Origin of the sequence: Bacillus sp. BHET2 (genome assembly GCF_005938125.1) — a bacterium.
GTDB lineage: Bacteria > Bacillota > Bacilli > Bacillales > Bacillaceae_B > Rossellomorea.
On record NZ_VCQN01000002.1, the window covers coordinates 222542 to 247819 of the forward strand.

The window sequence follows — 25278 nt, forward strand, 5'->3', positions numbered from 1 at the left end:
CACGATGAACTATTTTGATTACGCCGCTACCACCCCTGTTGACCGTGAAAGTTTACATGTTTATCAAACAGTAAGCGAGGAGTTCTGGGGAAATCCAAGCAGTCTTCACGATATTGGAGGAAAAGCTAAGCAGCTACTAACAAAATGCAGAGAAAGATTAGCAGATATGCTTGAAGTACCTGCTAAAGGACTTTACTTTACTTCTGGAGGAACGGAAGGAAATCATTTAGCACTCGTTACATTGGCGCTTAGTAGACAAGGAAAAGGAAAACACATCATTATTGGGGGAGCGGAACATTCATCCCTCCATTCATCTGCCGACTTCCTTACACAATGGGGCTTTACCGTGACAAAGATCCCTCTTACGTCTCAAGGAATGATTGACATGGACATATTAGAACAATCGATTTCAGAAGAAACAACCGTCGTAAGCATTGGACACGTTAACGGAGAAATCGGGACGATCCAGCCTTTGCACGCCATTAAGAATCTATTGGTAAGTCGTAATATTTTCCTTCACAGTGACATGATTCAAGCATTCGGAAAGATAGACATAAGGGAATTTACATCGGTCGTAGACTGCTTCACCCTTTCATCTCACAAAATCTATGGTCCCAAGGGAGTCGGAGCCCTGTACATCAATCCGGCACTCGATGTTTCCCCTATGATCCCCGGACAAACCCATGAGGACGGATTCAGGGGAGGAACGGTGAATCTGCCAGGAATAGCAGGTTTTGTGTCAGCTGCAAGCATTTGTCGTGACACCATTGAAACATTACACTATACCAGACTGAGAACTCATTTCTTATCTCAACTAGAAGAGCGGATCCCCGGCTCCTTCACCATCTATGAAGGGCCGGAACATGCACAGCTCCCACACGTAATAGGACTTGGAATTCACGGCCTTGAGGGCCAATGGCTCATGCTCGAATGCAACCGGCGGGGAATCGGCATATCCACAGGGAGTGCATGTGGAGCAGGAAGTATGCCTAATACGATGAAAAGCATGGGGGTCAGTCATAGGGCAGGAAAAGAATTCATCCGGATATCGTTTGGCAGAGATACAGATGTTGATCACGTTAACTCATTGGTGGTCGCATTATCTGACATACATGGGAAGCATGTAACTTCCTTAACTTGAAGATCGAGTTGTGGTATGATTTCCTATATCAATTGTGGACGGAGGAGATACCTTTGGCAGGTAAGAAAATCCTCGGGGATGAAAGAAGACAGTGGATCCTCGATAAACTAATGACAAAACTGGCTCCTATTACAGGTGGCGAACTCGCTAAGCAGACCAATGTCAGTCGACAAGTGATTGTTAGTGACATTACACTGCTGAAAGCAAAAGGAGAACCAATTATTGCAACGAGTCAAGGCTATTTGTACATGCCTGCTTCAAATCAGGAAACCATGTTCGAACGGACGGTTGCATGCCAACATCCACCTGAACGTTCAGAAGAAGAGCTCTGCTTACTGGTCGATCACGGTGTTACAGTTAAGGATGTAAGTATCGAGCACGGCGTTTATGGTGATCTGACGGCGTCGATTATGGTCTCAAACCGAAAAGAAGTAGAACAATTCATGAATAAGATTGAAGAAACAGGAGCTTCCTTTCTATCAGAATTAACCGAGGGTGTTCATTTGCATACCCTAATGGCTCATACGGAACAAGCTCTGGAAACAGCAGAAAAAGCCCTTCAAGATGCAGGATTTCTAATCCAAACGAATAATTAATCAATTGAGACCCGAGCAGTCCTAAAGCGAAAAAGTCAGATTCCATATTGGAATCTGACTTTTTCCTGTTCACTTATCCAATAAATAAGAAGAATACGTACCTATCATTTTCACCTTACATCCTAGAGCTTCCATTTCACTGATTGCTCCCGGCAGCAGAACATCATCCATTCCATGAGCCACATCAATTAAAAAGAAATAATCCCCCAGCCCTGTTTTTAACGGTCTCGATTCAATTTTACTCAAGTTCAATTGTCTCCATGCGAATGTGGATAATACCTGATGGAGCGCTCCCGAACGATCTTTCGGAAGAGTGACCATCAAAGTCGTCTTCTCCACACTTTTCTCCTGGGAAAGGGACAGGGATTCTGACTTCTTATGTAACACAATGAACTTTGTATGATTATAGGCAAAGTCATGGATGTTTTCATGAAGAATCTTCAGCCCGTATTTTTCTGCTGCCAGCTCGTTCCCAATCGCTCCTAAAAACGTATCAGGATTCTCACTCACGAATTTAGCGGCTGCTGCCGTGCTCGTCGTTTGTTCTAAAGGTACGCCTTTAAAATTCTTATGTAAAAACTTATGACACTGTGCGAGTGCATGGGAATGGGAAAGAATCTTTCCGATCGGCTCCACACCTTTGCCCGCTTCAGGGTGGACCATGAGATGCTGCTGAATGGCAGACGTTAATTCCGCCACGATCGCCAAGTCCGCCTCATGGAACAAATAGTCGACCGTGATGTGTACGGAGCCTTCCAAGGCATTTTCTAGAGGCACGACGGCATAATCCACTTCATTCTCTATCACCGCTTCGATGCAATCAGGAATCGTGACATATGATACGGTTTCTTCTTCAGGAAATACCTTTTTGACAGCTAAATCTGTAAAGGAAGCCCGGGGTCCTAAATATGCTATTTTCACTCTACTCTTCCTTTCACTCTCACCAAATTTATTGAACATTCTAACACGTATGGGGTTAAAGCGGAAGAGTTTTAAGATAAAAAAAGTGTCAGGCTCCAGAGCCTAACACTTCTACTTTCTCTACAAACTCTAAGCGTCTTAGCTTTGAGAGTAAGTCTTCCAATCCGATTGTAAGGTCGGTCACATTCAATGATAGTGTGACATTTGCCCTTCCCTGTAATGGAATCGTTTGATGAATCGTTAATATATTACAGCCATGCTTGGCGGTTTCAGCTAGTAAATGTGATAAAGTACCAGACCTGTCTTCTAGATGAAAGAAAAGCGTGATGATCCGTTCTTTCACCACGGTATGAAAAGGAAAAACAGTATCCCGATATTTGTAAAAAGCGCTTCTGCTTAAATCAACCCGATGGACCGCTTCCCAAACTGAGTCGGCCTTGCCTCTTTCAATCAATTCTTTTGCATCCAGGGTTTTTTTCATTGCTTCTGGCAGCACATCTTCACGCACTAAAAAAAACTTACCTTCTTGAAATTTTTTCCCCAATGACTATTCCTCCAATTGTCTAGCTACAGAGGTTTGAGGCAGTCTGTGCCCCTATGAAAACCGCTTTTGCTTTCTTATTGTAGAGCAGAGCCGCCCAGCGAAAGAACGACTCAGCTTTTCTCCCTGAAATAGATGAAGAATGAAACTTAATCTACAAACTCGAATTCATATTTTATTAAGCGGATTGTATCGCCATTTTTCGCACCACGTTCACGAAGCGCATCATCTACACCATACGAACGAAGTTGTCTGGCGAAACGTCTTGCCGAATCTTCACGTGAGAAGTCCGTCATCTTGAATAGTCTCTCGATTTTCGCACCGCCCACAACGAATGTTCCATCTGGGTCACGTGTGATTTCGAATTCTTTTTCCTCTTCTTCATGCTTATAAAGTACACGGTGAATGCCAGTTTCTTCTTCTTCATGAATAGGGAACTCAGACGTTGTTTCCACTTTGTCTGCTACAGCATATAGAAGTTCACTTAACCCCTGCTGAGTGACCGCTGAGATCGGGAAGATAGGATAATCTTCCTGAATTTTTTCCTTGAAGATCTTCAGGTTCTCTTCAGCATCAGGCATGTCCATTTTATTGGCAACGATGATTTGAGGTCTTTCTGTTAAACGAAGATTGTATTGCTTAAGCTCTTCATTAATTGTCAGATAGTCCTCATACGGGTCTCTGCCTTCAATTCCACTCATATCGATCACATGAACAATTACGCGTGTACGTTCAATGTGACGAAGGAATTGATGACCGAGTCCGACACCTTCATGTGCACCCTGGATTAATCCAGGTAAGTCAGCCATAACAAAACTTCTACCATCTCCTGTTTCTACCATCCCTAAATTAGGAACGATCGTTGTGAAATGGTATGCAGCAATCTTTGGCTTCGCTGCTGAAACAACTGAAAGTAATGTGGATTTCCCAACGCTTGGGAATCCTACCAAGCCAACATCAGCCAGTAGCTTTAATTCCATTACAATATAACGTTCTTGTCCAGGCTCCCCTTTTTCAGAAAGCTCAGGTGCCGGATTAGCAGGCGTAGCGAAACGGGAGTTCCCGCGTCCACCCCGTCCACCTTTTGTAATCACGGCACGTTGACCATGCTGAGTCAAGTCTGCAATCGTTTCACCTGTATCATCATCCTTCACGACGGTTCCAGGTGGAACTTTCACTACCATATCCTCCGCATTACGTCCGTGCTGATTCTTACTCATCCCGTGTTCTCCACGAGTTGCTTTAAAATGACGTTGATAGCGGAAATCCATTAAGGTTCTTAGCCCTTCTTCCACTTCGAAAATCACGTCTGCTCCGTGTCCGCCATCTCCTCCAGCAGGACCACCTTTTGGTACATATTTCTCACGACGGAAGGCAACCATACCGTTACCGCCGTCACCGCCTTTTGTATAAACCTTGACCTGATCTATAAACATACTTTCACTCCTAACTTATCCGTGCACTCATTGAATGTCCACATAACGCAATCATTCAACGACCACTTGGATGACAAGAACCTCTTCTTGAAGCTGTTCTATTTCTATGTTTTCTCCGTTTGATTGTTGATTCTTTATCCAGCCTTCTACCATGCTCGTACTCTTTAGTATACCTGTGAAATCAAATATAAAACGGGAATGTTCTTTTGTAATGTTCAGTAAGATGGATAATTGATTTTCTGCATTGTTCATTACATTTGATTCAAGGAATTCGAGAAACTCCTTGCACCAGTTATAAAGTCTTCGATCCTTAAGTCCATGAGAAGACTCTAATTGAAGAACTTCAAAATCAAGCTTAATCAAATGTCTTGACCAATTATATGTTAATATCCATTCTGCCAATAATGGAAGCTTTAAATTCGATAGCTTTGATTCATTTTGTGCAACGAGTACCATTTCTTCAATCACTTGCTTCGCACGATCCACGCGATCAAGATCCAAGTTGCCTTTAATTAATTGCAAATCATTCATCCAGTCGTGACGAGCATGCCTTAACGCCTCGACTACACCCCAATTTTCGCTCATAATCTAACTCCTATACTTAAGTGCTTACCTGTAAGTATATCAAAGATGGGACTAGTCCGTATATTGTTTCTGTAAAATTGGTCGGTGTGAATGAAGTTGATAATAAAATGGGCGAAGTTGATAATATATTTGAAAAGTCGATAATAAACAGGGCAAAGTCGATAATATATGTCCTAAACTCGATAATAAATCAGCCCAAGTCGATAATATCCACGCCAATCCACTTCATTCTCGTTCAAATATTACTCATAACCCACAAACTTCAACCTTACTCTACCCTACATTAAAAAAACTGCCCACAATTTCGTTACAAAACATATAAAAATCCCAACACCCTTAATAAAAATAAAACTCTAACCGAAAGTCGGTTAGAGTTTTCGTTAAAGATATGCGATTAAGCTTCATTCGCAACTGGGTATACGCTCACTTTTTTCTTGTCACGACCCATGCGTTCAAAACGAACAACACCGTCGGTCTTAGCGAAAAGTGTATCGTCGCCACCACGGCCGACGTTTAGGCCTGGATAAATTTTCGTACCGCGTTGACGGTAAAGAATTGATCCACCAGTAACCATTTGACCGTCTGCACGTTTAGCACCAAGACGCTTTGAGATAGAGTCACGACCATTTTTAGTCGAACCTACTCCTTTTTTAGAAGCAAAAAACTGAAGGTCTAATCTTAACATCTGTTCCACCTCCTACTTTTTGAAGGTTATTTTAATAAAATCACTATAGTCTTTTTCAATCGTTTGGAGGCTGATAAGCATGCTATTAAGTAGCAGCTGAATCTTGCCCTCTGTTTCTTCCGGTAGATCATCGGGGATGACGCAGCGAAGATATCCACCATCAGAGGATTGCTGGATGGAAGGCTCTACACCGGTTAACGCCATAATGGCATTAATACTGCCAAATGAAACAGCAGAAGCACCTGCACAAACAATGTCTTGCCCATTTTCGGCAAAATCAGCATGTCCATCCATAGAGAAAGAACGAATTCTTTTCCCGGGTGAACGTTCTACGTAAACGTTAATCATGTCATCACGCCTTACGCGTTGATTTCGTCAATGACAACTTTAGTGTATGGTTGACGGTGACCTTGCTTACGACGGTAGTTCTTTTTCGCTTTGTATTTGAATACTACAAGCTTTTTCGCGCGGCCTTGTTTTTCAACTTTCGCTGTTACAGTAGCACCAGCCACTAATGGACTTCCTACTTTCACATCGTCGCCACCAACGAATAGAACTTTGTCAAATGTTACCGTTTCGTCTTGCTCTGCGTTTAGCTTTTCGATGTAGATAGCTTGACCAGCTTCTACACGGATTTGCTTACCACCTGTTTCAATAATTGCGTACATAATCGCACCTCCTTATAAACTCAGACTCGCCAATGACAGGTGTTGGAATGCTCCAAGCTTTTTTACCTGTAATGAGCGGTTGTAGCACGGGTGCTACAATCAATAACATTAGAATCCTATCATATAAATTGATGTACTGTCAATAACATTCAAGAAATTCATATGATCTTTGTTATATGATAATAAGGATGACCGTGGGTGATTTCCCTTATATCGATCTTCTTATTTAATACTTTTTCAAGTCTCTTTAGATGAATGGACTGATTCCCTGCAAACACATCCTCAACTTCCCTGGTTGCCTCTACTTCAATTCGGGATCCTTCCATCCCCTCCATTTCCCATAGCTCCCTCTCAAGCTTAAAAGCCATCGTTTCAGGAGTCAGTTCTCTTCCTGTACCTTGACATACTGAGCATGGGCGTGTCAAATAAGTTGGAAGAGGCTGACGGGTTCTTTTTCGGGTTAGTTCAAGAATGCCAAGAGGAGTGAAGCCGACTATCGTCGTACGCTGAGAATCTGATACCAATGCGCCGGACAGTTCATCCATGACTTCTTTTCTGTGGGTTTCTTTCTTCATATCGATAAAATCGATCAGGATCATACCACTCAGATTGCGAAGGGTCAATTGTTTCGCCATTTCTTTTGCTGCCAGCTTATTCGTTTCCAGGATGGTTTGTTCCAGATCATCTTTTCCTGTGAATTTACCGGAATTCACGTCCACCACAGTCATGGCTTCAGTGGATTCTATAACGAGAAATGCACCATGATCAAGCCAAACGATTTTTTTCAGCATGTTCTCCCAAATGACGGAAACGTGAAAATGACGAAAAATATTCTCTTGTCCTTGATAGAGTTCGAATTTCCACTTTTCTTTGTTCCCTTCACCGCTCATTGCCTCTATATGAAGAAGGCTTTCATAGTCATCAAAGACAATTTTCCCTCCTTCTCCTTTTTTCAATTGTTCATGGAGATCTACGTAAAAGGTATCCTGTTGCGATAACAAGGAGGGACATTTAGCTCTCAAGGAAACCTGCTGCAGATTTTCAAATCGGAAGCGCAAGGAATTCAACTCATCTTGTAGTACCCCTTCTCTAACTCCGGTAGCATTGGTACGCATCACAATGCCTTCTTCGGGCTGCTTCCACTCATTTCCGAGGCGGCGGAGTACCTTTCTATTTTCATCATCTACTTTTTTAGAGACGGCCACATAGAATCCTCGCGGCATATACACAAGATGTTCACCTTTCAGCTCAACTACCGCTGTCAGTCTGGCCCCCTTCGTTCCCATTTCATCCTTCATAACCTGAACGATGATCTTTTGGCCTTCGTGCACACATTTCCCAATTGGAATCGGATTGCTTCCTGCATGGTATGCCTCCACGTTTTCAGGTAAGTCCTTTTCATGGAGGTAGCCATTCTTGCCTTGACCAAAATCCACAAATGCCGCACCCAGCCCCTTTTGCACCTTGATGACTCTTCCTAAATAGATATTCCCTGTTAAGCTTCCCTCTCCAGGCTGATATGTAAATAAACCAACAATTTCATTATTTGAACGGTGCACCCACCGCTTCTCTCTGCCTTTACTATGTACAATGATTTCTTCCACAGCGAAACCTCATTTCTAAATGGGTTGACGGGGTGTAAACATCCACATCACAGAACAACGCCATTCTTAATAAAACAGGAAAAAGGGTTGGAATCAACCCTTTTCACCAGTATGCCCTAACTTTATACAGTTCGTATCCATTCGTCAATAAAGGTAGAGAAGATCCTTTGTTTTGGCCGACGTCATCTTTTCAGCAAAAAATGCATGGAGAAGTTCATTTTCATCAAGCTTTCCCACTTCCATTCCTTTATCGAATACAACGAGGGGGTGCTTCACCCCACGCTGAAACCTCTCCACTATGGTCATGATGGAATCTTCGCTTTCAACGTGGATCGGTCTTAGTTCGACAAATTGGTGGCTCTTTCCGTAATACCTCTCCATTAGAAATTTCATAAACGCATATCGCCTCTGTTTCCAGTCCACCCAAAGAGAGAAGTACAAGAACGAAAGAACGATCCACAGGTTTAAGTGGAGTGGAGCGGTCGCTAGAACAATCAGGTGAAACAGCAATAATAACCCAAATGAAAAGAGGAGCGTGTATTCATACGCTCTCAAGTAATTGAACTTTGTTGCAAGCAATAAGGAAACCATCTTTCCTCCATCAAGCGGCCAGATGGGAAGAAGGTTAAACAATAACACCATCATATTCAATTGAAGAAAAAGTGAAAATGTATCGGAACTCACCATTCCCATCCTCATTATCCCCCAACCTAAGGCAATGAGCCATACATGCTGCAAAGGTCCCGCAGCCACCACCCAGAACTCCTCACGCAATGAACGATTCCCATGCTCATCCATCTCCGCAACTCCGCCAAAGGGCAGTAAAGCGATTTTCTTTACTCTCCAAGAGAAAGATTGTGCCATTAATCCATGCCCTAACTCATGAATGGTAATGATGACCAGGAGCAGAATCAGTTCAAAAAAATGAGCGGTCATAATGGCAATCGCAATGACGAGCCAAAGGAGAGGATGAACGTAAAATTTTTTCAAAAGTGAAATGATATTAGTCAAATGACATCACCTGTATTGGGTCGATAAATGTATCACCCATTTTGATAGCGAAATAAAACTCTCCTGATCCGTCGTTTAGACTACTCGTGGAGACCTTCCCAACCAGGGATCCCTTCTCAATCGATTCATATTGTTTCACATCGATCGATTCCAAGTTGCCGTACCAGGATTCAGATTGATCAGCATGTTGAATGACCACCGTATTTCCAATCTCATCCTTCTTCCCTGCAAAAATGATCAAGCCACCCTTCATGGCGGTTACATCTTCCCCCAAGCCAGTTTCAAGCATAATGCCCTGTCCATTTGTCTTGAAATTTTCGACAACCTTACCTGATGCCGGCCTTGCGTATTCAGCACTTTGCGTGGAGGTGGGCTCTTTTCCTATATCACTAGTAGGTAAAAGGGCCAATGGTTTTCCAAACTGATCTTCATACCAGGTGGAAATGGCGGCAAATTGAAATTCTGTATCCATGGTTTTCATCACGACAGATTTTGCTTCATTGAAAACGGGTGAAGGACTTTTGAACATGATGGCAGTCACTAGAACCATAATTCCGGCTCCAAGAATTTTCAGCATGAATGTTTCTTTCTTAAACAGGGGGTGCATCCCTTCAGGCGGTGGCCCTCCTTCAAAGCTTGTCTGGCGTTCCATTCCATAGCGCTCCTCATCCGTCGGCAGAAAATAAGGAGGATTCTGATTTGTTCCAGTAGTCGCCTTCTTTCGTTTTGCTATTCGCTTCCGTATTTCATCCGCTCGGTTCCCCATGTACACCATTCCTTTTTATAAGGTATATTTCATCGATTCTCTTCTGGATGCCTCAACCCATTCCAGCGTGATTGAATATATTAGTCCTACTCATGATGACGAAACAAGAGCATAGATCCATATCTACCTGATTTGCTACAATGTATGACTTGTCCAGAGAGAATATTCATGGGGAAATAAAAAAAGCCCTGACAGAAACGTTCTGTCAGGACTCTGATATTGCTTACGCTTTCACACCAAATAACTTTTTAATTTTCGTAAACATACCGGATCTTTCTTCTTCTAACGATTGCAAAGGAACCGACTCTCCTAAAATGCGTCTCGCGATATTCCGGTAGGAAATGGATGCTTTACTTGTCGAATCAAGAGCAATCGGTTCACCCTTATTGGAAGATCTAATCACATTCTCATCATCTGCGACTATCCCAAGAAGATCTATGGATAGATGGGATGTGATTTCATCCACGTCCAGCATTTCACCATTCTTCATCATGTGATTTCTGATACGGTTAATCACGAGTTTCGGAGGTTCGATATTCTCTTGCTCCAGTAACCCGATTATCCGGTCCGCATCACGAACGGCAGAGATTTCAGGAGTGGTAACGACAATCGCCCGATCCGCACCTGCTACTGCGTTCTTATACCCTTGCTCGATTCCTGCCGGGCAATCAATAATGATATAATCATAGTCTTGCTTTAAGTCTAGTACTAGCCTTTTCATTTGTTCAGGGTTTACAGCAGATTTATCACTTGTTTGTGCAGCTGGCAATAAAAAGAGTTTGTCTTCGAAACGCTTGTCTTTCACGAGGGCTTGATGCACTTTACAACGGCCTTCTACAACGTCCACTAAGTCATAAATGATCCTGTTTTCCAGTCCCATCACCACGTCCAGGTTTCTGAGGCCGATATCCGTATCAATTAAACAAACCTTTTTGCCTTGTAGAGCTAATGCTGTACCAACATTGGCAGAAGTAGTCGTCTTTCCTACTCCACCTTTACCTGAAGTAACAACTATGGCTTCACCCACATTAGCTTCCTCCTTTAAAACTAGTAATATTTGGTCTAAGATGCTTCAAAACTTGCAATCGGTCCACAACGATTTGACCATTATCATCCACATATGCGCATTCCATTTCCCGATCATCCTCTTCCTCCACCCGATCGGGAGCCCTGTTCAGGGAGTCCGCAATCCGGAGCTGTGATGGAACCATTTTCGATGCTACAATGACCGCGTCCTGGTTTCCGTTGCAACCGGCATGGGCGATTCCCTTTAATGAACCTAATATGTATATATTGCCGCCAGCAAGGACTTTCCCTCCCGGGTTGACATCGCCTACAATAAGGATATCTCCAGTAATCTCAACGACCTGTCCCGAACGGATCACCCCGGTCATGGTTTCGATATTTCGTTCATCTATAAGTTTCTCTGCATCATTCTTTGTAATGACGTTACTCCACACTTCATTTACTACCAAATTACGTTTTTGCCTTACAATATCTTTCAACTCTTCTATTTGATCGTCTACTAAATACCGATTGCCTGTTTGAATATTGACCGTGAGCAGAGGGGCTCCTTCGGTTTCACGGTAGTGAGCAGACAGTTTATCGTCCAATTCCTTCTTTAACTCGTGAAACGAGCATTGATCGTTGAGATGAAGAGTCAGTCCTTCTTTTGTTCCTTTTATCATCACATTTGGCTTCTTATTATTCATGTCGTAAATTCTCACCTCAGTCGTCTATTAAATTCGACATAAGCAGTGTCATTTCCTCTTTTTATGAAAAAATTACTAATAGAATTTAATCATCCAACCACTCTTTTCGCTTTTTCTGAAGGTAGTTTCTAAATGGAAATGCGATAATGAGATAAAACACGGCATTCAGGACCAATGTCGGCCATAAACGCCAATCTACAAACTGCATAAACGTCAAATCAGTCCGTTTGATAATCAAGTTGATTTGATAGACCAAAAACTCTAAAACTGATACATTCACTATGGAAATGATCCCTAAAACAAAGAGGTTATTATGTAACACTTTCATCATTTGGTGAGTTAAAAAGATGACAAACGGAAACAACACTAAGTATATTCCATTGATTTCAGTGTAATAAATATCAAAGAGGAATCCAAAGATGAAACCATAGATCAGTGCGGTTCGATACTGAAAATACGCACAAATATAGAAAAGCACAAGTATCAGGAAATGAGGAACAATCATTTTTTGATCAAACCACTTTTCACTTGGAAAAAGATGGACAAACAGACTCTCACTATAGAAGAATAGGAGGGTCATGAAAGGGAGGAGGAGCCTGCTGATCATTGCTCTTCCCCCTCACCATCTGATTCTTTTTCAGTCACGCCCTGAATCTCACGATCGATGACCATGACATGTTCTAAATGATAGAAATCTGCAGACGGCTTGACGTATGCTGTCTGGGTAAGACCATATTGATCCGGTTTGACTTCCCTCACTTCACCAATGACAAGCCCTTTAGGGAATACGCCCCCGAGTCCAGATGTCATCACTTTAGAGCCCTTTTCAACCTTCATATCATTTGAAATCCGCTTCACTAAAATTTCTTCTTTCTTGCTGTCGTATCCTTCAATCCATCCGTTTATGTCCTGCTCTTTGCTTTGTACCACAGTGGAAATCCGATTTTTTGTATTGTTTGTCGAAATTAATTCAACAGTAGAAGAAAATTCATTGACGCTTTTAATCTTTCCAATCAATCCTGTAGAAGAAATGACAGCCATATCCGAATGAATGCCATTCACCTCTCCTTTATCAATCGTAATGAGCTCTTGCCATTGATCAGGGTTTCTTGCAATGACCGTTGCCTGGATCGTATTATAGGAGCGAAGATTATCCTTTTTATCCAGTACTGCCCTTAATTCATCATTATCTTGTTTAAGATCTTTTACCTTTGTTTCAAGCTTTACTAATTCATCTAAACGTGTTTTCAGCTTCTCGTTTTCTGTATATGTATTTTGAAGATCTTGAATATTATCAGCGACTCCCGCTACATAATTAACAGGTTTTGAAACCAACGACTGTCCGAATCCTACCATATCTTTCACAAACTGCTCTGGCCAGCTGATGCTATCCCGCTCCCGCAAGGAAAATCCAATCAATCCAACAAGGACGATGACACTGACGAGCAGAATGATCAAACGTTTATTCAGGAAGAATTGTGGCATGATGTACACCTCAACCTTTTCTCATTCTAGTAAACACTATATCAAAAAACGTACATTTTTGATATCATTCGTCAAAATATTCATGGTTCTTCGAAAAAAGATGGGGCCGGCCTTAAGGTAGCGTTTGCTTCCTCAAGGAGACGTCCCCTATTTATGTTCTATTATTATTTCCCTCGATTTTTAAAGAGGTGAATGTGGTCAAGGGCTTTCCCTGTGCCGATTGCCACGCAATCCAACGGTTCCTCTGCAATGAGCACTGGCATTTTCGTTTCATCGCTGATCACTTTGTCAAGGTTGCGAAGAAGTGCTCCTCCTCCTGTCAGGACAATCCCACGGTCCATGATATCTGCCGCGAGTTCAGGCGGTGTCTTTTCTAACGTACTCTTAACGGCATCGACAATCGTGTATACGGTGTCACGAAGAGCAGAAGCAATTTCGGCTGCCGTTACTTCTATCGTTTTAGGTAAACCGGTCAAAAGGTCACGTCCTCGTATCTCCATGGCCTCAATTCCTTCTGAATCTCCTGCAGATCCAACCTCCATCTTGATTGTCTCAGAAGTACGGTCACCGATCATAAGGTTGTACGTTTTGCGGATATAGTTGATGATCGCGTCATCCATCTCATCACCGGCTACGCGGATTGACTGGCTGGTTACGATTCCACCTAATGAGATGATCGCTACTTCCGTCGTTCCACCACCAATATCAACGACCATGCTTCCTGTCGGCTCCCATACTGGAAGGTTTGCACCGATCGCAGCTGCAAAAGGCTCCTCGATTGTATACGCGTCACGTGCCCCTGCTTGTCTTGTAGCGTCAATGACCGCTCTTTCTTCTACTCCGGTTATGCCTGATGGTACACAAACCATGACGTAAGGCTTTCTTGAAAAAGCTCCTTTATTTCGTGTCGCCTGTTTTATGTAGTACTTCATCATCGTCGCGGTTGTTTCATAGTCTGCGATGACTCCATCTTTCATCGGGCGCAGTGCCACAACATTTCCCGGTGTTCTTCCGATCATATTTTTAGCATCATTTCCGACTGCAACGATCTGCTTGTTATCTGTTTGAAGTGCAACAACAGAAGGTTCACGAACGACAATTCCTTTGCCCTTCACGTACACCAATGTGTTAGCTGTTCCTAAATCAATCCCTAAATCTTTCGTTCCAAACATGGATGGTATCTCCCTTTCTGATACAAATTAGCTGGTTTTTAAAATGTTTTATGTGTTTTCATAGGAGAGTTGTCCAAGCACTCTCTATCCTCGTAATTTTCGTCACAATAATTGTTCGTTCATGCATAACGAAAAGACTCATTCCTTTGAAGAATGACTCTCTCTTTTCAGGTACGCTGCGTTATATAGAATCACCATATTGTTTGTAAAAATCATAAGCTTTATTATATCGTAACCAGGAAAAAAATCATAGTGTCATAAATACCCTTTTTCCTTTAAACTGATAAACTTCTTCTCCCCTATTATAAGATGATCGAGTACATCAATACCAATGATTCGACCGCACTCTACTAATCTTTTTGTCACTTCTATATCTTCCCTGCTTGGGGTTGGATCCCCCGATGGATGGTTATGGATACAAATGATGGATGCGGCAGAGCGGCGGAAGGCCTCTTTAAAGACCTCCCGTGGGTGAACGATAGAGGCGTTCAGGCTTCCAATAAAGATGGTTTGTTTGTGGAGAACTTGATTCTTTGTATTGAGGTATAGACAGACAAAATGCTCTTGAGCTAAAAATCTCATATCATTCATGACGTAATTGGCTCCGTCCTCGGGTGAGCGGATGCTATATCTGTCATCAAAGGCCAAATTGCTGATTCGACGGCCAAACTCTACGCTAGCCATGATTTGAACTGCCTTGGCAAGACCAATCCCTTTCGTTTTCGTAATTTCTTCGAGGGACGCATCCTTTAATAGATTCAAGCCGTCAAAATGAGTCAAAAGCCTGTTTGAAAGTTGTAGGACCGACTCGGATTTCGTGCCGGTCCGTAGTAGAATAGCGAGCAGCTCCTGATTGGACAAGCTTGCCGCCCCACTTTGAATCAGCCTTTCCCTCGGTCTTTCATCCTGGGGAAAGTCACGAATCATTAGTCTATTTTCTTCATGCTGGGGTATTGTTTTAACCATTTTTTCCTCCTTTTCTTACGTGAAGGAGTCATTCTGGTCGAAGATAGCCCATATCAATTAAGGTTCGATTCACTCGGGAGATCGGTAATCCGACAACGGAGAAATAATCGCCTTTGATTTCTTTGACAAATTTCGCTCCAATTCCCTGAATGCCATATGAACCAGCCTTATCAAAGGGTTCTTCAGATGCAATATAGTCATCGATCTCTTCTGGTGTCAACTCCCAAAACGTAACGTCCGTTTTTTCATAAAAGAGTTCTTCTACTTCGCCGTACAGGATCGCAACACCTGTATAGACTGCATGGGTGGATCCTGAGAGCATCATGAGCATTTTTTTCGCTTCTTCTTTGGATTCCGGTTTCCCAAGGATTAATCCTTCCTTGGTTACAACGGTGTCGGAACCGATGACATAGTCAGTGGGGTGTTGTAACGATATTTCCTTTGCTTTCTTCCGGGCAAGATACATTACTACTTCATGAGGCATTAAATCAGATGAGAAAGTTTCATCTACAGTAGAGCTGATGACGGAAAAAGAGAGTTGGATTTGTTGGAGAAGTTCTTTCCGACGAGGAGATTGTGAAGCAAGTATGAGGCTGGACACACCAAACCATTCCTTTCAGAGTGAAAATGGGAGATACAAGAATATACTACCAAATTCCACCTCTGTAAACAAGAGAAAATAGAGCCCTCCCCTCTCACTCAGAGAATCATTTATAAAACTCTGACACGTTCGGGGCAGCCCTATTTGATCATTGCATTATTTCCTAGAAAATAGTCTAATTCAGTCGAAATTATAATCCACTATATAGGTGAAGATAGGTTAATAATTCTCCTTGAACCTCTGCTGCATCCTCGGGGGTTTTCATCGATGATGCCAGATTCCCTGCATTGATTAAGGATTTCCCCATGGACGTAATAGACTCCTGGCTAACCTTGATACTTTCAAGTTCCTTTACTCCCGATTGAATGGCCTTGATAGTTGAGTCATCCGGAGTATCACCAGTCACACCGACGCTGCTTACCTGTGCAATGGTATTGAACAGTGCATTGCCTTTCTCTAAGAACGTTTTCTCCTCTTTAGAAGCGTTTACACCTTTTGACCCAAGGACGAAATCTTTCGCGTACACATCCACCCCTTGGTCCTTCAGTTTTCCACCGAGGGATTTGGCCGTTTCTAAATCTCCTGAAACTCCGAGCAATAGAAAGAATTGTCCATCCTTCTCGACGCTTGCACTAGCCAAGCCTTTCCCAGTCAATTGATCCTTCATGGCATTTAATGCTTCCTCGGTGGAAAACACACCGCCTTGCAGAATGGATGTCGTGAAGTCCGGAAGTTCGACAGCGGTCACCGCCTGCTTGCCATCTGTGCTTCCCACTTCAGTACTATCCTGCAACGTAGACGCAGGAGAAGCCGGACCATCCGTTGTCGTAATAACCTTGAGCGTGCCGAAACCGAGGACTGCTCCCACCACAATCGCACCAATCAATGACATTACTAGATTGACAGAATCTTGAAATGGATTCTTGAAAGACTTCCGCTTTTTTTTATTACTACCATTCACATAATTGATTTTCTTATATTCCTTTGGAGGTTCGGCTTCCTCATCGGGAAGGATCCAATCAAATCCTTTATCCTCCGCCTCTTCACCAGCAGCTGCCTCAGATTCTCCCAACTTCCAATCATACACAAGAAGGTCTTCTTCAAACTTCGTTTTCTCCCCATTAATTTTTATCGAAATTTTTTTGTCTTTTTTCCCTTGCTTATCCATCATCGCCACCCTCCTTCATCTATTTTTTTCCATGCTATCACATCCAATAAAAAAAAGAACAAGACTTTTGTCGTCTTGTCCTAATAGGTTTTCGTCAAATTTTTTAGTTTTTCTGCAATGATTCAATCGAAAGGGTGGAAAATGGTATTTCTTCTTTTCCTCCATTATCATTTGTACATAAATTGTATTCTTCACCCATTAAACAAATGGAGATCATATTCTCTCCATCAGCTAGAATATAAGAAGTTTCATCAGGTGCCATGATGGTCTTAGAATGAGGATCCAAAATGGGTTCAATCAAATGAGCATCTATCAATTCTTTATATGTAATCTTATTGATTACTTTCTCTTGAAGCATGGCATCTTTCGCAAAGTATTGGGCTGAACTTTTCATCGTAAGGGCGTTCGCGACAAACGCCTGCTTCTTTGATTTTTCAATGATGTTGTTTATCGCTAAAACGGCAATCACAGCAATGATCCCCATTATGACAATAACTGCAAGCAATTCAACTAGAGTATATCCTTTTTCGTTTTCAGTCATCATTTATCAAACCTTTAATTGATCTTTACATTATCCGATTTTTGTTCAGGAAACTGTTGAAAAGGATTCTTTTTATTCGACGGCAGTGGTGTATCAAGCTTCGGCAGTTCCGACTCCAAAGCTACTAAACCGGGTAAATAAAATGCAGAAACGACTAAATTTAGATTAATATTTTCGACATTTTCTTTGTATTGCTGTATTTCAGCTGGACCGCTAAAGGAAATCTGTTCAACCTCTACGATGCGGTGCAGTTCTTCTAATTCATTGATGAATTTCTCTATTTCAAAATAGCTCTTTGCTTCTATGGAAAGCGTAGCTGTCAGTTTTTGAATGCCTTGTGGGAGCACCTCAACTGGTACAGGATTCTCCTCAGTTGTTTCGCTACCCTCAACTTCGCCCTCTACAGGAGAAGTGACCTCATTCGTTAAAGGAAGAGTGACTGCTCCTTCAGCAAATCCAATAGACGTGATAAAACTGTCAGAGACAATTTCCGCTTTTTCCAGATCAATAAGTAACTGCTGTGTCAGTGGTTTGACTGGTACTTTTTGTTGGAGAGAACTGGAATTTTCAAAAGAATCTTGCTTGATGGAAGCAATTTTGGAATCCAAGGCTTCAATCAGTTTTTTCTCCGTGTTGATTTCATTTTCTACATTCTCTTTTTGATTTTTCACCGGCAAATAGAAAAACCAGACTGCACCGAAGATCAAAGCGAAAACGAGAATGAGAGAAGTTGCAATCAATATCCATTCTTTCTTTGAGAAACGTATGCTCATTCCGAATCGCCCCCTTGCTCTTCGGCATCTTTTTCAATATTTTTTATCGCTTCTCTATCCAAGATAAGTTCATACTGAGCCGTGTACCTTGGTAAGATGATTTCCGTATTGATGGCTTTTTGACTGTCGCTATCTGAAATAGATTCTGTTTCAAGTGTTAATAAGTTTGCTTCTTGTATGTACTCTGATTCCTTCAAATGAGTTAAATAATAGGCCGCTTCCCTGCTAGTGTCAAATTGAATCCCTACTCCGACACTTCCATTTTCCCCGTATGTAAATTCCTTCATGAATCCTCGCTCCGGAAGTAATTCGACGAGATGATCCAGGACAGGCACCGTATTAATCGGATATCTTTCCGCCCAGCTGACGGCACTCTCTAATTGTACCCAAGCATCAGATGATTCGAAATTTGAAATACTTTGTTCCTTTTCTACCCGGATCTGTTTGTTTTCCTGAAGCTCAATCGTGAGGGCATCAACATCTTTCCCGACATTTGAAGCAAGGAATAATAAAAGAATAAGAGAAAGCACGCCAATCGATAAAATTCCCAGCACCACATACAACCATTGTCGATTTCTTTTTTCATTTTGAGGTAATAAATTTATTTCGACGAGCACTATATCACCTCTTTTAATCCTAAACCAATTGAAAGCAAGAACTGGCTGGATAGTTGTTCATTCGTGACAGCATCATGTGCTATAGACGGAACCTGGATGACGTCGATCTCAAACCGGTCTGAAAGGAGACTGTGGATTTGCCCTACCATGAGATGGTCCCCTGCCATAAAAATTTTGTTTATGGAGGACTCATCGTTTGTCAGTGTATAACGATAGAAGCTGATCACTTTATCTATTTCTTTCAAGGTCTCGTCAAATGGGCGGGAGTGGAAATCGTTTCGATTCATTGCCTGATCATCCATTACATCCCCGTCATTGGCTATCCCTATTGGCCTGAAAAATACGGGTTGGTGATCATGGAAAATGGAAACTGTCACATTATTCTGGTTAAAGTAGAGGAGCATTTCGTGATGTGAACGATGGGTGAAATCCAATGAGTGGATATAGCGGTAGAAAGCAAGTGGACTAATATCCGCCACGACAGGTTTCAGGTGAGAGTCTGTTAAAATTTGCTGATAGTCAAGAACGATATCTTCAGGAGCAGCAACCAGGACAATCTCTTTTTTTCCATCCTTATTTCCAACGACCACCACATCAAAGATCGGGTTTTCAAAAGGCAGGTGGATACTTGTTCCGATTTCAAGGAATAAATGACTCTTTACTTCATCATCTTCAATATCAGAGGATATCGTCATTTTCCTTACAATCATCTGAGTGTTCGGCACGATGAATTGGACTTCTCTTTTTTTTATTCCCCAATTAAGGACGCACTCTTCTAATAGAACCTGAAGAGCTTCTTTTTCAATGATTTTGCCATCTGAGATCACCCCATCTGCTATCCGTTTCTCTCCATAATGCTGGATGTGTAATGGAGAAAATGATTTAATTTCCACAAATCGAATCCATTGATCACTGATGACGATATTGATTTTATTTTTATTTTTATTGAAGAGACGTGATAACATCTTGGATAACCCCTTTTAGCTATATAAAGAAAAATACCAATGCAAGATTGGCTGATGAAAGAAGTATGCAACGAGTGTACCGATGACGATGTATGGACCAAAAGCAATCGGTTCTCCCTTTTTGAAAAAACCTGAAATCAAACCAAGTATTCCGACCGCTGCCCCAAATAGTGTGGCGAGAAAGAATGAAAAAATCATCACCTTAACCCCCACAACTAAACCGATGACTGCGAATAGTTTGATATCACCACCGCCCATTCCTCCCTTGCTGATGATCGCAATCAGAAGCAGTAAACAAAAGCCGGCAATGGCTCCAGCAATACTGTCCCACCAAGGTTGTAATGGAATGAATATCCGTTCGATGACGAAAAGGACTGAAAAAACCATCAGCACTTTGTCAGGAATGACCATATATTTAATGTCACTCACCGTGATGATCATAAATAACGACACCAGTGTTAGGGCGACAACGAGCTCCGGCTGTAGACCTAACATGATATAAGATAGTAGAAATAATAGACCGGTAGACAGTTCCATCAAAGGATAGAGAGGAGAAATGCGCCCTTTACACTGAGCGCATTTTCCTCCTTGTATACTATAGGATAGAACAGGAACAAGTTCCTTGGCCGTAAGCGTGTGTTGACAGTACGGGCATGCGGATCTTGGTTTGACGATTGATTTTTTTAGCGGTACTCGAAGGCCGACTACGTTGTAGAAGGAGCCTAGGAGGAGACCGTAAGCAAAGATTATTAAAGTCATAACAATATGTTACTCGCTAGCTACAGGTCCAGTAGCTGGGGTAGCATTTGTAAAAGTTCCATCTAAATCTACTCCATCACGATTTAATTTATTTGGATCTTTACTTACAAAATAACCAGGAGTTCCAGCATCATTTGTTGTTAATGTAACAGTATATGTGTAATTTCCATTTGAATCTTTTGTAACAGTTACCTTACTTCCTGTTGAACTGTAATCACCATTAGAAGGATTATCCACTTCTTCCAAGTAACCTTTTGATACTAAATTGCCTAATGTGAAACTTTTAGAAGCACCAGTAAAATCACCTGATGTTACTGCCAACCTAGCCCCACTCACCATCTGCTGAGCATTCGCAATATGTGCATCCTTCTTCGAGTTATTAATCAAACCACCAATACTAGGAATCGCAATCGCAGCAATAATTCCTAAAATAACGACAACGGCAAGTAATTCAATAAGCGTCAATCCACGTTCATTTTTCAATCTTTTACCTAATTTCTTTAACATGGTAATTCCTCCTGTTTATTTATCTATTACTAAAATATAGTAATCTAGTACTAGTATACAACACTCATCCGGCAAAATAATCATATTTTTTGTAAAATGATAGGTATTTTCTAATAGTTCTGAACACTGTTGAAGATTTCGAACATGGGCACTAAAATCGATGTGACGATTGTTCCCACCAAACCTGCGAGCATGACGATCATTAGTGGTTCAATCAATGATTTTAGACGATCTGTTGAACTTTCGACTTCTTTTTCGTAAAAATCGGCAACCTTTGCAAGCATGGCATCCAAGGAACCTGTTTCTTCTCCGATTGCGATCATTTGCGTAACCAATGGTGGAAAAGCCCAATGTCGTTTCATTGGCTCTGTCAGGGATGTCCCTTTTTCCAATGACCTCCTTGATTCGCCAATGACTTTGGATACAACTTCATTTTCGACCACTTTCTCTACTATCGCTAATGCCTGCAAGATTGGCACCGAGCTTGAAAATAATGAGCTCAAGGTTCTCGTCATTCTGGCCAGGGCTGCTTTTTGCAGCATCTTTCCAAAGATGGGAATTCTCAGGATGGCATAGTCAAGATAATATTTCGATTGTTTGTTTCGTCTTACCATGGCTAGTGTAAAGGCCACCAATCCAAATAACAAAATGATGATATACCAATACTTTTGCATAAAATCACTTGAAGCAATAACAAATTTTGTGATGGCTGGAAGTTCACCACCAAAATCGGTGAGCATTTTGACGAAGGTCGGTACAACTGCTGCAAGTAAGAAAATAACAACACCAATAGCGATAACACCAACGACCATTGGGTAAGCGAGTGCAGATATTATTTTCTGTTTTGTGATATGTTGCTTTTCATAATGAGTAGCCAATCCTTCCAATGTCTCATCCAAGCTACCTGATGCTTCTCCGGCTTTTAACATATTAATGAGTAAAGGTTCAAAAATCTTCTTATGGCGGGCGAATGAATCTGACAATGGATTCCCATCCCTTAATTCAGCTTCAATATCTGTCAGTGCTTTGCCCAGTTGTTTGCTTTCTGTCTGTTGGGCTAGAATATGAGTGGATTCTACGACGGTGACACCTGCTTGAAGCAGGGTAGAAAATTGCCTCAGGAAGATGACGAGATGCTGCAATTTCACCGGATTGCCAATCGTAATATCCCTCGTCATCAACGTTTCAGGTATTTCCAGAATTTCAATGACCCTGATTTCTTGCTTTTTCAACTGTATGAGGGCATCTTTTTTGGAGGCAGCTGTTATTACCCCTGATTTTTTCCCCAATTGATTTCGACCTGTATACTTAAAACGTCCCATTTATTGAGGAATCTCCTCTCTGCTATAAGGAAAAGCCATTTCCTTTGAAATGAGCCCACTCTCATAAAGGTTCATCACACTGTCGCTCATGATGTGCATTCCGCTATTTTTTGAAGTTTGCATGACATTTTGAATTTGATGGACTTTTTCAGAACGAATCAGATTGGCGATCGCCGCATTATTCATAAGCAACTCTGTCGCTGCTCTTCTCCCTTTTTTATCCGTCGTCGCAAACAAGCGCTGAGAAAGGATCCCAACCAGGACAGATGCAAGCTGTACACGGATTTGTGATTGTTGCTCAGGTGGGAAGACATCAACGATACGCTCTATGGTGGCAGGTGCGCTAGATGTATGAAGGGTCGCTAGAACAAGATGACCCGTTTCTGCCGCAGTAATGGCTGTATGAATCGTTTCAAGATCTCTCATCTCTCCAACCAGGATAATATCCGGATCTTGTCTAAGGGCACTTCTCAATCCCTTAGAGAATGAACGAGTGTCAAATCCCACCTCCCGCTGATCGATGATCGATGCACCATGTTTGTGCAGGTACTCGATCGGGTCTTCGAGTGTAATAATATGCTTTCTCATTTTACGATTCATATAGTCAACAATAGACGCCAATGTCGTAGATTTCCCACTGCCTGTAGGGCCAGTGACGAGAAATAAGCCCTGAGGTTTTTCTGCAATCATCTTTAATGCATTGGGAAGAAATAGATCTTCCATAGTCGGAATAGAGGTTGGTATCACCCGGATTGCCAATGATACGCAGGAACGCTGTTTGAATGCATTGACCCTGAACCGTGAAACTCCCGGAATTCCATAGGAAAAATCCAGTTCCCCCACATCTTCAAAAACTGGATACATATTCTCAGCGATGATGGCCTTTGCCATTAATGATGTGCTCTCAGGAAGTAAATTTTCTTTACCGAACCTCTTTAAGTCCCCATGTATCCGGAATATAGGGGGGGATCCCACTGTTAGGTGGATATCCGATGCCCCCAGTTCATAGGCGGACTTTAAAAGATAATCAACTTTGTCCTTCATTTCATTCACCTACTCTGATATCGCTACTCTTAATACTTCTTCCGTCGTGGTTAAGCCTTGTTTCACTTTCAACAGTCCATCATCAATTAAGAAGATGGTTTTATTCTGTACAGCATGCTCCCGTAGCTTTGAAAAAGGCTCATTATTTAATATGACCTTTTTCATATCATCATTCATGACAAGTACTTCATGAATTGCGATCCGTCCTTTGTATCCTGTCATATTACAGGAAGAACAGCCTTGCCCCCTGGTGATCGTTTCGATCTTCATACCTCTTTTGGCAAAAATCTCGACTTCTCTCTTGGTTGCTGCCATTTCTTGTTTGCAATCCCGGCACACTTTCCTGATAAGCCGCTGAGCAACGACCCCGCTGAGCGATGAGGCAACTAAAAAGGGTTCTACTCCCATATCGAGCAGCCTTGTAACCGTACTGATGGCATCATTGGTATGGATCGTGCTCAAGACGAGATGTCCTGTCAACGAAGCACGGATGGATACTTCCACCGTTTCTCTATCTCGGATTTCACCGACCATGATGATATTCGGATCCTGACGTAAGATAGCCCTGAGACCTTTTGCGAACGTCAAGCCCACATTTTGATTCACACCGATCTGATTTATGCCCTCAAGCTGATACTCAACCGGATCCTCTATCGTAATAATGTTCACTTCTTCGCTATTGAGATGGTTTAATGCAGCATATAATGTCGAAGACTTACCGGATCCAGTAGGTCCCGTTATCAGGACAATACCTGTCGGCTGCTGAATCATTTTCATGAACCTTTGTTGATTTACTTTGTTGAATCCTAATTTCAAGAGGTCATTAAGACTTGATCCCAGGTCAAGAATCCTCAATACGATTTTCTCGCCGTAGACCGTAGGCAGCGTCGACACACGTAAATCGATTGGATGGAAGTCGATATTCACTTTTATCCGCCCATCCTGAGGAACCCTGAATTCAGTGATATCAAGATTTGCCATGATTTTCAGCCTGGCAATCAGCATACTTTGCATATGCTTCGGAAGATTTCTTTCGGTTCTGAGAATCCCGTCCACCCTGTAACGGATGACTACTTTTGTTTCTTGTGGATCAATATGGATATCACTCGCTTTTTGGGTCACGGCATTCGAAAGGATTCCGTTCACTAACCTCACAATCGGAGACTCTGAATCGACAATCGTTTCTTCTTCAACTTGGTTTTGATTTCGATTCTCCTGAAAAAGGTCTTCAAATCCATCTTCTAAATCATAGAACTTATTAATGACTTTTAGAATGTCATCCTTTGTTGCAATCGCAGTCTCAATCTGGAAGCCAGTGGCTAAGCGAAGATCCTCAATAGCGTAAAAATCGAGGGGATCACTCATGGCTACGAATAGCTTATCCCCTTCTTTTTTCAATGGAATCATCAGGTTGCGCTTTGCCGATTCTTTCGGGATTAAATGGAATAAGTTCGTTTCAAATGGATACCTGTATAGGCTTACATGAGGGATGCCCAATTGAAATTCCAGCACTTCAATCAGCTGTTGCTCAGTAATATATCCTTTTTGAAGAAGGGCATCCCCTAACTTCTGTCCCTTCGCTTTATCTTTTAAGGTATCCTGTAACTGGGATTCAGAAATGATCCCTGCTTCAACGAGCAGATCCCCAAGTCTTTTTCTAATCGTAGTCACCATATCACCTGCTTCAAGGAC

Annotated in this window: 29 protein-coding genes and 1 other annotated feature; of the genes, 2 read left to right on the plus strand and 27 right to left on the minus strand. The window is 42.0% G+C overall.

From position 1 onward, the window contains the following. Positions 1 to 4: 4 nt before the first annotated feature. Both FGG79_RS10775 and FGG79_RS10780 read left to right on the plus strand, forming a co-directional pair. On the plus strand, positions 5 to 1141 hold the full coding sequence (locus FGG79_RS10775) for an IscS subfamily cysteine desulfurase (protein WP_138778146.1): 1137 nt from the start codon (positions 5 to 7) through the stop codon (positions 1139 to 1141). A 53-nt stretch (positions 1142 to 1194) separates the two neighbouring features. Continuing rightward, positions 1195 to 1737: a transcription repressor NadR gene (locus FGG79_RS10780; RefSeq protein WP_138778856.1), complete on the plus strand. Its 543-nt coding sequence runs from the start codon at positions 1195 to 1197 to the stop codon at positions 1735 to 1737. Positions 1738 to 1806: 69 nt separating this feature from the next. On the opposite strand, the gene pheA is transcribed toward FGG79_RS10780, so the two are convergent. The 27 genes from pheA to FGG79_RS10915 form a co-directional block, all read right to left on the minus strand. Then, on the minus strand, positions 1807 to 2658 hold the full coding sequence (gene pheA, locus FGG79_RS10785; protein WP_171050894.1) for a prephenate dehydratase: 852 nt from the start codon (positions 2656 to 2658) through the stop codon (positions 1807 to 1809). An 88-nt stretch (positions 2659 to 2746) separates the two neighbouring features. Next, positions 2747 to 3202, minus strand: coding sequence for an ACT domain-containing protein (locus FGG79_RS10790; protein WP_138778150.1), 456 nt, complete (start codon positions 3200 to 3202; stop codon positions 2747 to 2749). A gap of 146 nt (positions 3203 to 3348) precedes the next feature. Then, on the minus strand, positions 3349 to 4635 hold the full coding sequence (gene obgE, locus FGG79_RS10795) for a GTPase ObgE (protein WP_138778152.1): 1287 nt from the start codon (positions 4633 to 4635) through the stop codon (positions 3349 to 3351). Positions 4636 to 4686: 51 nt separating this feature from the next. After that, positions 4687 to 5220, minus strand: coding sequence for a Spo0B C-terminal domain-containing protein (locus FGG79_RS10800; protein ID WP_138778154.1), 534 nt, complete (start codon positions 5218 to 5220; stop codon positions 4687 to 4689). 394 nt (positions 5221 to 5614) lie between these two features. Next, a complete protein-coding gene (rpmA, locus tag FGG79_RS10805; RefSeq protein ID WP_044339518.1) occupies positions 5615 to 5905 on the minus strand; it encodes a 50S ribosomal protein L27 in 291 nt (96 codons plus the stop codon). 12 nt (positions 5906 to 5917) lie between these two features. Beyond that, on the minus strand, positions 5918 to 6253 hold the full coding sequence (locus FGG79_RS10810) for a ribosomal-processing cysteine protease Prp (protein ID WP_138778156.1): 336 nt from the start codon (positions 6251 to 6253) through the stop codon (positions 5918 to 5920). 11 nt (positions 6254 to 6264) lie between these two features. Continuing rightward, on the minus strand, positions 6265 to 6573 hold the full coding sequence (gene rplU / locus FGG79_RS10815; protein WP_138778158.1) for a 50S ribosomal protein L21: 309 nt from the start codon (positions 6571 to 6573) through the stop codon (positions 6265 to 6267). Positions 6574 to 6585: 12 nt separating this feature from the next. After that, positions 6586 to 6664 (minus strand) — a sequence feature (ribosomal protein L21 leader region). Positions 6665 to 6731: 67 nt separating this feature from the next. Next, positions 6732 to 8177, minus strand: a complete 1446-nt coding sequence (locus tag FGG79_RS10820; protein WP_138778160.1) for an Rne/Rng family ribonuclease — start codon at positions 8175 to 8177, stop codon at positions 6732 to 6734. A gap of 144 nt (positions 8178 to 8321) precedes the next feature. Then, entirely contained in the window at positions 8322 to 9188 is an 867-nt protein-coding gene (locus FGG79_RS10825; protein ID WP_240794255.1) for a M50 family metallopeptidase, read from the minus strand. After that, on the minus strand, positions 9181 to 9954 hold the full coding sequence (locus FGG79_RS10830) for a M23 family metallopeptidase (RefSeq protein WP_138778162.1): 774 nt from the start codon (positions 9952 to 9954) through the stop codon (positions 9181 to 9183). Before FGG79_RS10830 ends, FGG79_RS10825 begins: the two co-directional genes overlap by 8 nt. Before the next feature lie 223 nt (positions 9955 to 10177). Beyond that, entirely contained in the window at positions 10178 to 10981 is an 804-nt protein-coding gene (gene minD, locus FGG79_RS10835; protein ID WP_138778163.1) for a septum site-determining protein MinD, read from the minus strand. A gap of 1 nt (position 10982) precedes the next feature. Beyond that, positions 10983 to 11666, minus strand: coding sequence for a septum site-determining protein MinC (minC, locus tag FGG79_RS10840; RefSeq protein WP_138778165.1), 684 nt, complete (start codon positions 11664 to 11666; stop codon positions 10983 to 10985). An 85-nt stretch (positions 11667 to 11751) separates the two neighbouring features. Next, positions 11752 to 12273, minus strand: a complete 522-nt coding sequence (gene mreD, locus FGG79_RS10845) for a rod shape-determining protein MreD (protein ID WP_138778167.1) — start codon at positions 12271 to 12273, stop codon at positions 11752 to 11754. Next, positions 12270 to 13151 carry a rod shape-determining protein MreC gene (mreC, locus tag FGG79_RS10850; RefSeq protein WP_138778169.1) on the minus strand — a complete coding sequence of 294 codons (882 nt, stop codon included), beginning with the start codon at positions 13149 to 13151 and terminating at the stop codon, positions 12270 to 12272. The genes mreD and mreC overlap by 4 nt, the downstream gene beginning before the upstream one ends. Before the next feature lie 164 nt (positions 13152 to 13315). Continuing rightward, entirely contained in the window at positions 13316 to 14323 is a 1008-nt protein-coding gene (locus FGG79_RS10855; RefSeq protein ID WP_138778171.1) for a rod shape-determining protein, read from the minus strand. Positions 14324 to 14578: 255 nt separating this feature from the next. Further along, a complete protein-coding gene (gene radC, locus FGG79_RS10860) occupies positions 14579 to 15289 on the minus strand; it encodes a RadC family protein (protein WP_138778173.1) in 711 nt (236 codons plus the stop codon). 28 nt (positions 15290 to 15317) lie between these two features. Then, entirely contained in the window at positions 15318 to 15890 is a 573-nt protein-coding gene (locus FGG79_RS10865; RefSeq protein WP_138778175.1) for a Maf family protein, read from the minus strand. 190 nt (positions 15891 to 16080) lie between these two features. Further along, entirely contained in the window at positions 16081 to 17061 is a 981-nt protein-coding gene (locus FGG79_RS10870; RefSeq protein ID WP_138778177.1) for an SPOR domain-containing protein, read from the minus strand. A 100-nt stretch (positions 17062 to 17161) separates the two neighbouring features. Continuing rightward, a complete protein-coding gene (locus FGG79_RS10875; protein WP_171050895.1) occupies positions 17162 to 17599 on the minus strand; it encodes a type II secretion system protein in 438 nt (145 codons plus the stop codon). Positions 17600 to 17613: 14 nt separating this feature from the next. After that, the gene (locus tag FGG79_RS10880) at positions 17614 to 18372 is read right to left on the minus strand and encodes a hypothetical protein (RefSeq protein ID WP_138778181.1); all 759 of its coding nucleotides are present in this window, start codon (positions 18370 to 18372) and stop codon (positions 17614 to 17616) included. Continuing rightward, positions 18369 to 18989 carry a hypothetical protein gene (locus tag FGG79_RS10885; protein ID WP_138778183.1) on the minus strand — a complete coding sequence of 207 codons (621 nt, stop codon included), beginning with the start codon at positions 18987 to 18989 and terminating at the stop codon, positions 18369 to 18371. The genes FGG79_RS10880 and FGG79_RS10885 overlap by 4 nt, the downstream gene beginning before the upstream one ends. Then, entirely contained in the window at positions 18989 to 19954 is a 966-nt protein-coding gene (gene pilM / locus FGG79_RS10890) for a type IV pilus biogenesis protein PilM (RefSeq protein WP_138778185.1), read from the minus strand. The genes FGG79_RS10885 and pilM overlap by 1 nt, the downstream gene beginning before the upstream one ends. Before the next feature lie 15 nt (positions 19955 to 19969). Then, on the minus strand, positions 19970 to 20713 hold the full coding sequence (locus FGG79_RS10895; protein WP_138778187.1) for a prepilin peptidase: 744 nt from the start codon (positions 20711 to 20713) through the stop codon (positions 19970 to 19972). Between the two features lie 9 nt (positions 20714 to 20722). Beyond that, positions 20723 to 21220, minus strand: coding sequence for a type II secretion system protein (locus tag FGG79_RS10900; protein ID WP_138778189.1), 498 nt, complete (start codon positions 21218 to 21220; stop codon positions 20723 to 20725). 110 nt (positions 21221 to 21330) lie between these two features. Next, the gene (locus tag FGG79_RS10905) at positions 21331 to 22542 is read right to left on the minus strand and encodes a type II secretion system F family protein (protein ID WP_138778191.1); all 1212 of its coding nucleotides are present in this window, start codon (positions 22540 to 22542) and stop codon (positions 21331 to 21333) included. Continuing rightward, entirely contained in the window at positions 22543 to 23586 is a 1044-nt protein-coding gene (locus FGG79_RS10910; protein WP_138778860.1) for a type IV pilus twitching motility protein PilT, read from the minus strand. It lies immediately after the preceding gene. A 9-nt stretch (positions 23587 to 23595) separates the two neighbouring features. Further along, positions 23596 to 25260 carry a GspE/PulE family protein gene (locus FGG79_RS10915; RefSeq protein ID WP_138778193.1) on the minus strand — a complete coding sequence of 555 codons (1665 nt, stop codon included), beginning with the start codon at positions 25258 to 25260 and terminating at the stop codon, positions 23596 to 23598. Between the last annotated feature and the right edge of the window lie 18 nt (positions 25261 to 25278).

What these genes read in the sequence shown, in the direction of transcription:
- FGG79_RS10905 (WP_138778191.1), bottom strand. Translation starts at nt 22,542, where the DNA reads ATGGGACGTTTTAAGTATACAGGTCGAAATCAATTGGGGAAAAAATCA.
- FGG79_RS10915 (WP_138778193.1), bottom strand. Translation starts at nt 25,260, where the DNA reads ATGGTGACTACGATTAGAAAAAGACTTGGGGATCTGCTCGTTGAAGCA.
- minC (WP_138778165.1), bottom strand. Translation starts at nt 11,666, where the DNA reads ATGAATAATAAGAAGCCAAATGTGATGATAAAAGGAACAAAAGAAGGA.
- rpmA (WP_044339518.1), bottom strand. Translation starts at nt 5,905, where the DNA reads ATGTTAAGATTAGACCTTCAGTTTTTTGCTTCTAAAAAAGGAGTAGGT.
- FGG79_RS10875 (WP_171050895.1), bottom strand. Translation starts at nt 17,599, where the DNA reads ATGACTGAAAACGAAAAAGGATATACTCTAGTTGAATTGCTTGCAGTT.
- mreC (WP_138778169.1), bottom strand. Translation starts at nt 13,151, where the DNA reads ATGCCACAATTCTTCCTGAATAAACGTTTGATCATTCTGCTCGTCAGT.
- obgE (WP_138778152.1), bottom strand. Translation starts at nt 4,635, where the DNA reads ATGTTTATAGATCAGGTCAAGGTTTATACAAAAGGCGGTGACGGCGGT.
- FGG79_RS10910 (WP_138778860.1), bottom strand. Translation starts at nt 23,586, where the DNA reads ATGAAGGACAAAGTTGATTATCTTTTAAAGTCCGCCTATGAACTGGGG.
- radC (WP_138778173.1), bottom strand. Translation starts at nt 15,289, where the DNA reads ATGGTTAAAACAATACCCCAGCATGAAGAAAATAGACTAATGATTCGT.
- FGG79_RS10870 (WP_138778177.1), bottom strand. Translation starts at nt 17,061, where the DNA reads ATGATGGATAAGCAAGGGAAAAAAGACAAAAAAATTTCGATAAAAATT.
- pilM (WP_138778185.1), bottom strand. Translation starts at nt 19,954, where the DNA reads ATGTTATCACGTCTCTTCAATAAAAATAAAAATAAAATCAATATCGTC.
- FGG79_RS10895 (WP_138778187.1), bottom strand. Translation starts at nt 20,713, where the DNA reads ATGACTTTAATAATCTTTGCTTACGGTCTCCTCCTAGGCTCCTTCTAC.
- FGG79_RS10830 (WP_138778162.1), bottom strand. Translation starts at nt 9,954, where the DNA reads ATGGGGAACCGAGCGGATGAAATACGGAAGCGAATAGCAAAACGAAAG.
- FGG79_RS10775 (WP_138778146.1), top strand. Translation starts at nt 5, where the DNA reads ATGAACTATTTTGATTACGCCGCTACCACCCCTGTTGACCGTGAAAGT.
- rplU (WP_138778158.1), bottom strand. Translation starts at nt 6,573, where the DNA reads ATGTACGCAATTATTGAAACAGGTGGTAAGCAAATCCGTGTAGAAGCT.
- FGG79_RS10810 (WP_138778156.1), bottom strand. Translation starts at nt 6,253, where the DNA reads ATGATTAACGTTTACGTAGAACGTTCACCCGGGAAAAGAATTCGTTCT.
- FGG79_RS10855 (WP_138778171.1), bottom strand. Translation starts at nt 14,323, where the DNA reads ATGTTTGGAACGAAAGATTTAGGGATTGATTTAGGAACAGCTAACACA.
- FGG79_RS10800 (WP_138778154.1), bottom strand. Translation starts at nt 5,220, where the DNA reads ATGAGCGAAAATTGGGGTGTAGTCGAGGCGTTAAGGCATGCTCGTCAC.
- FGG79_RS10880 (WP_138778181.1), bottom strand. Translation starts at nt 18,372, where the DNA reads ATGAGCATACGTTTCTCAAAGAAAGAATGGATATTGATTGCAACTTCT.
- mreD (WP_138778167.1), bottom strand. Translation starts at nt 12,273, where the DNA reads ATGATCAGCAGGCTCCTCCTCCCTTTCATGACCCTCCTATTCTTCTAT.
- FGG79_RS10900 (WP_138778189.1), bottom strand. Translation starts at nt 21,220, where the DNA reads ATGTTAAAGAAATTAGGTAAAAGATTGAAAAATGAACGTGGATTGACG.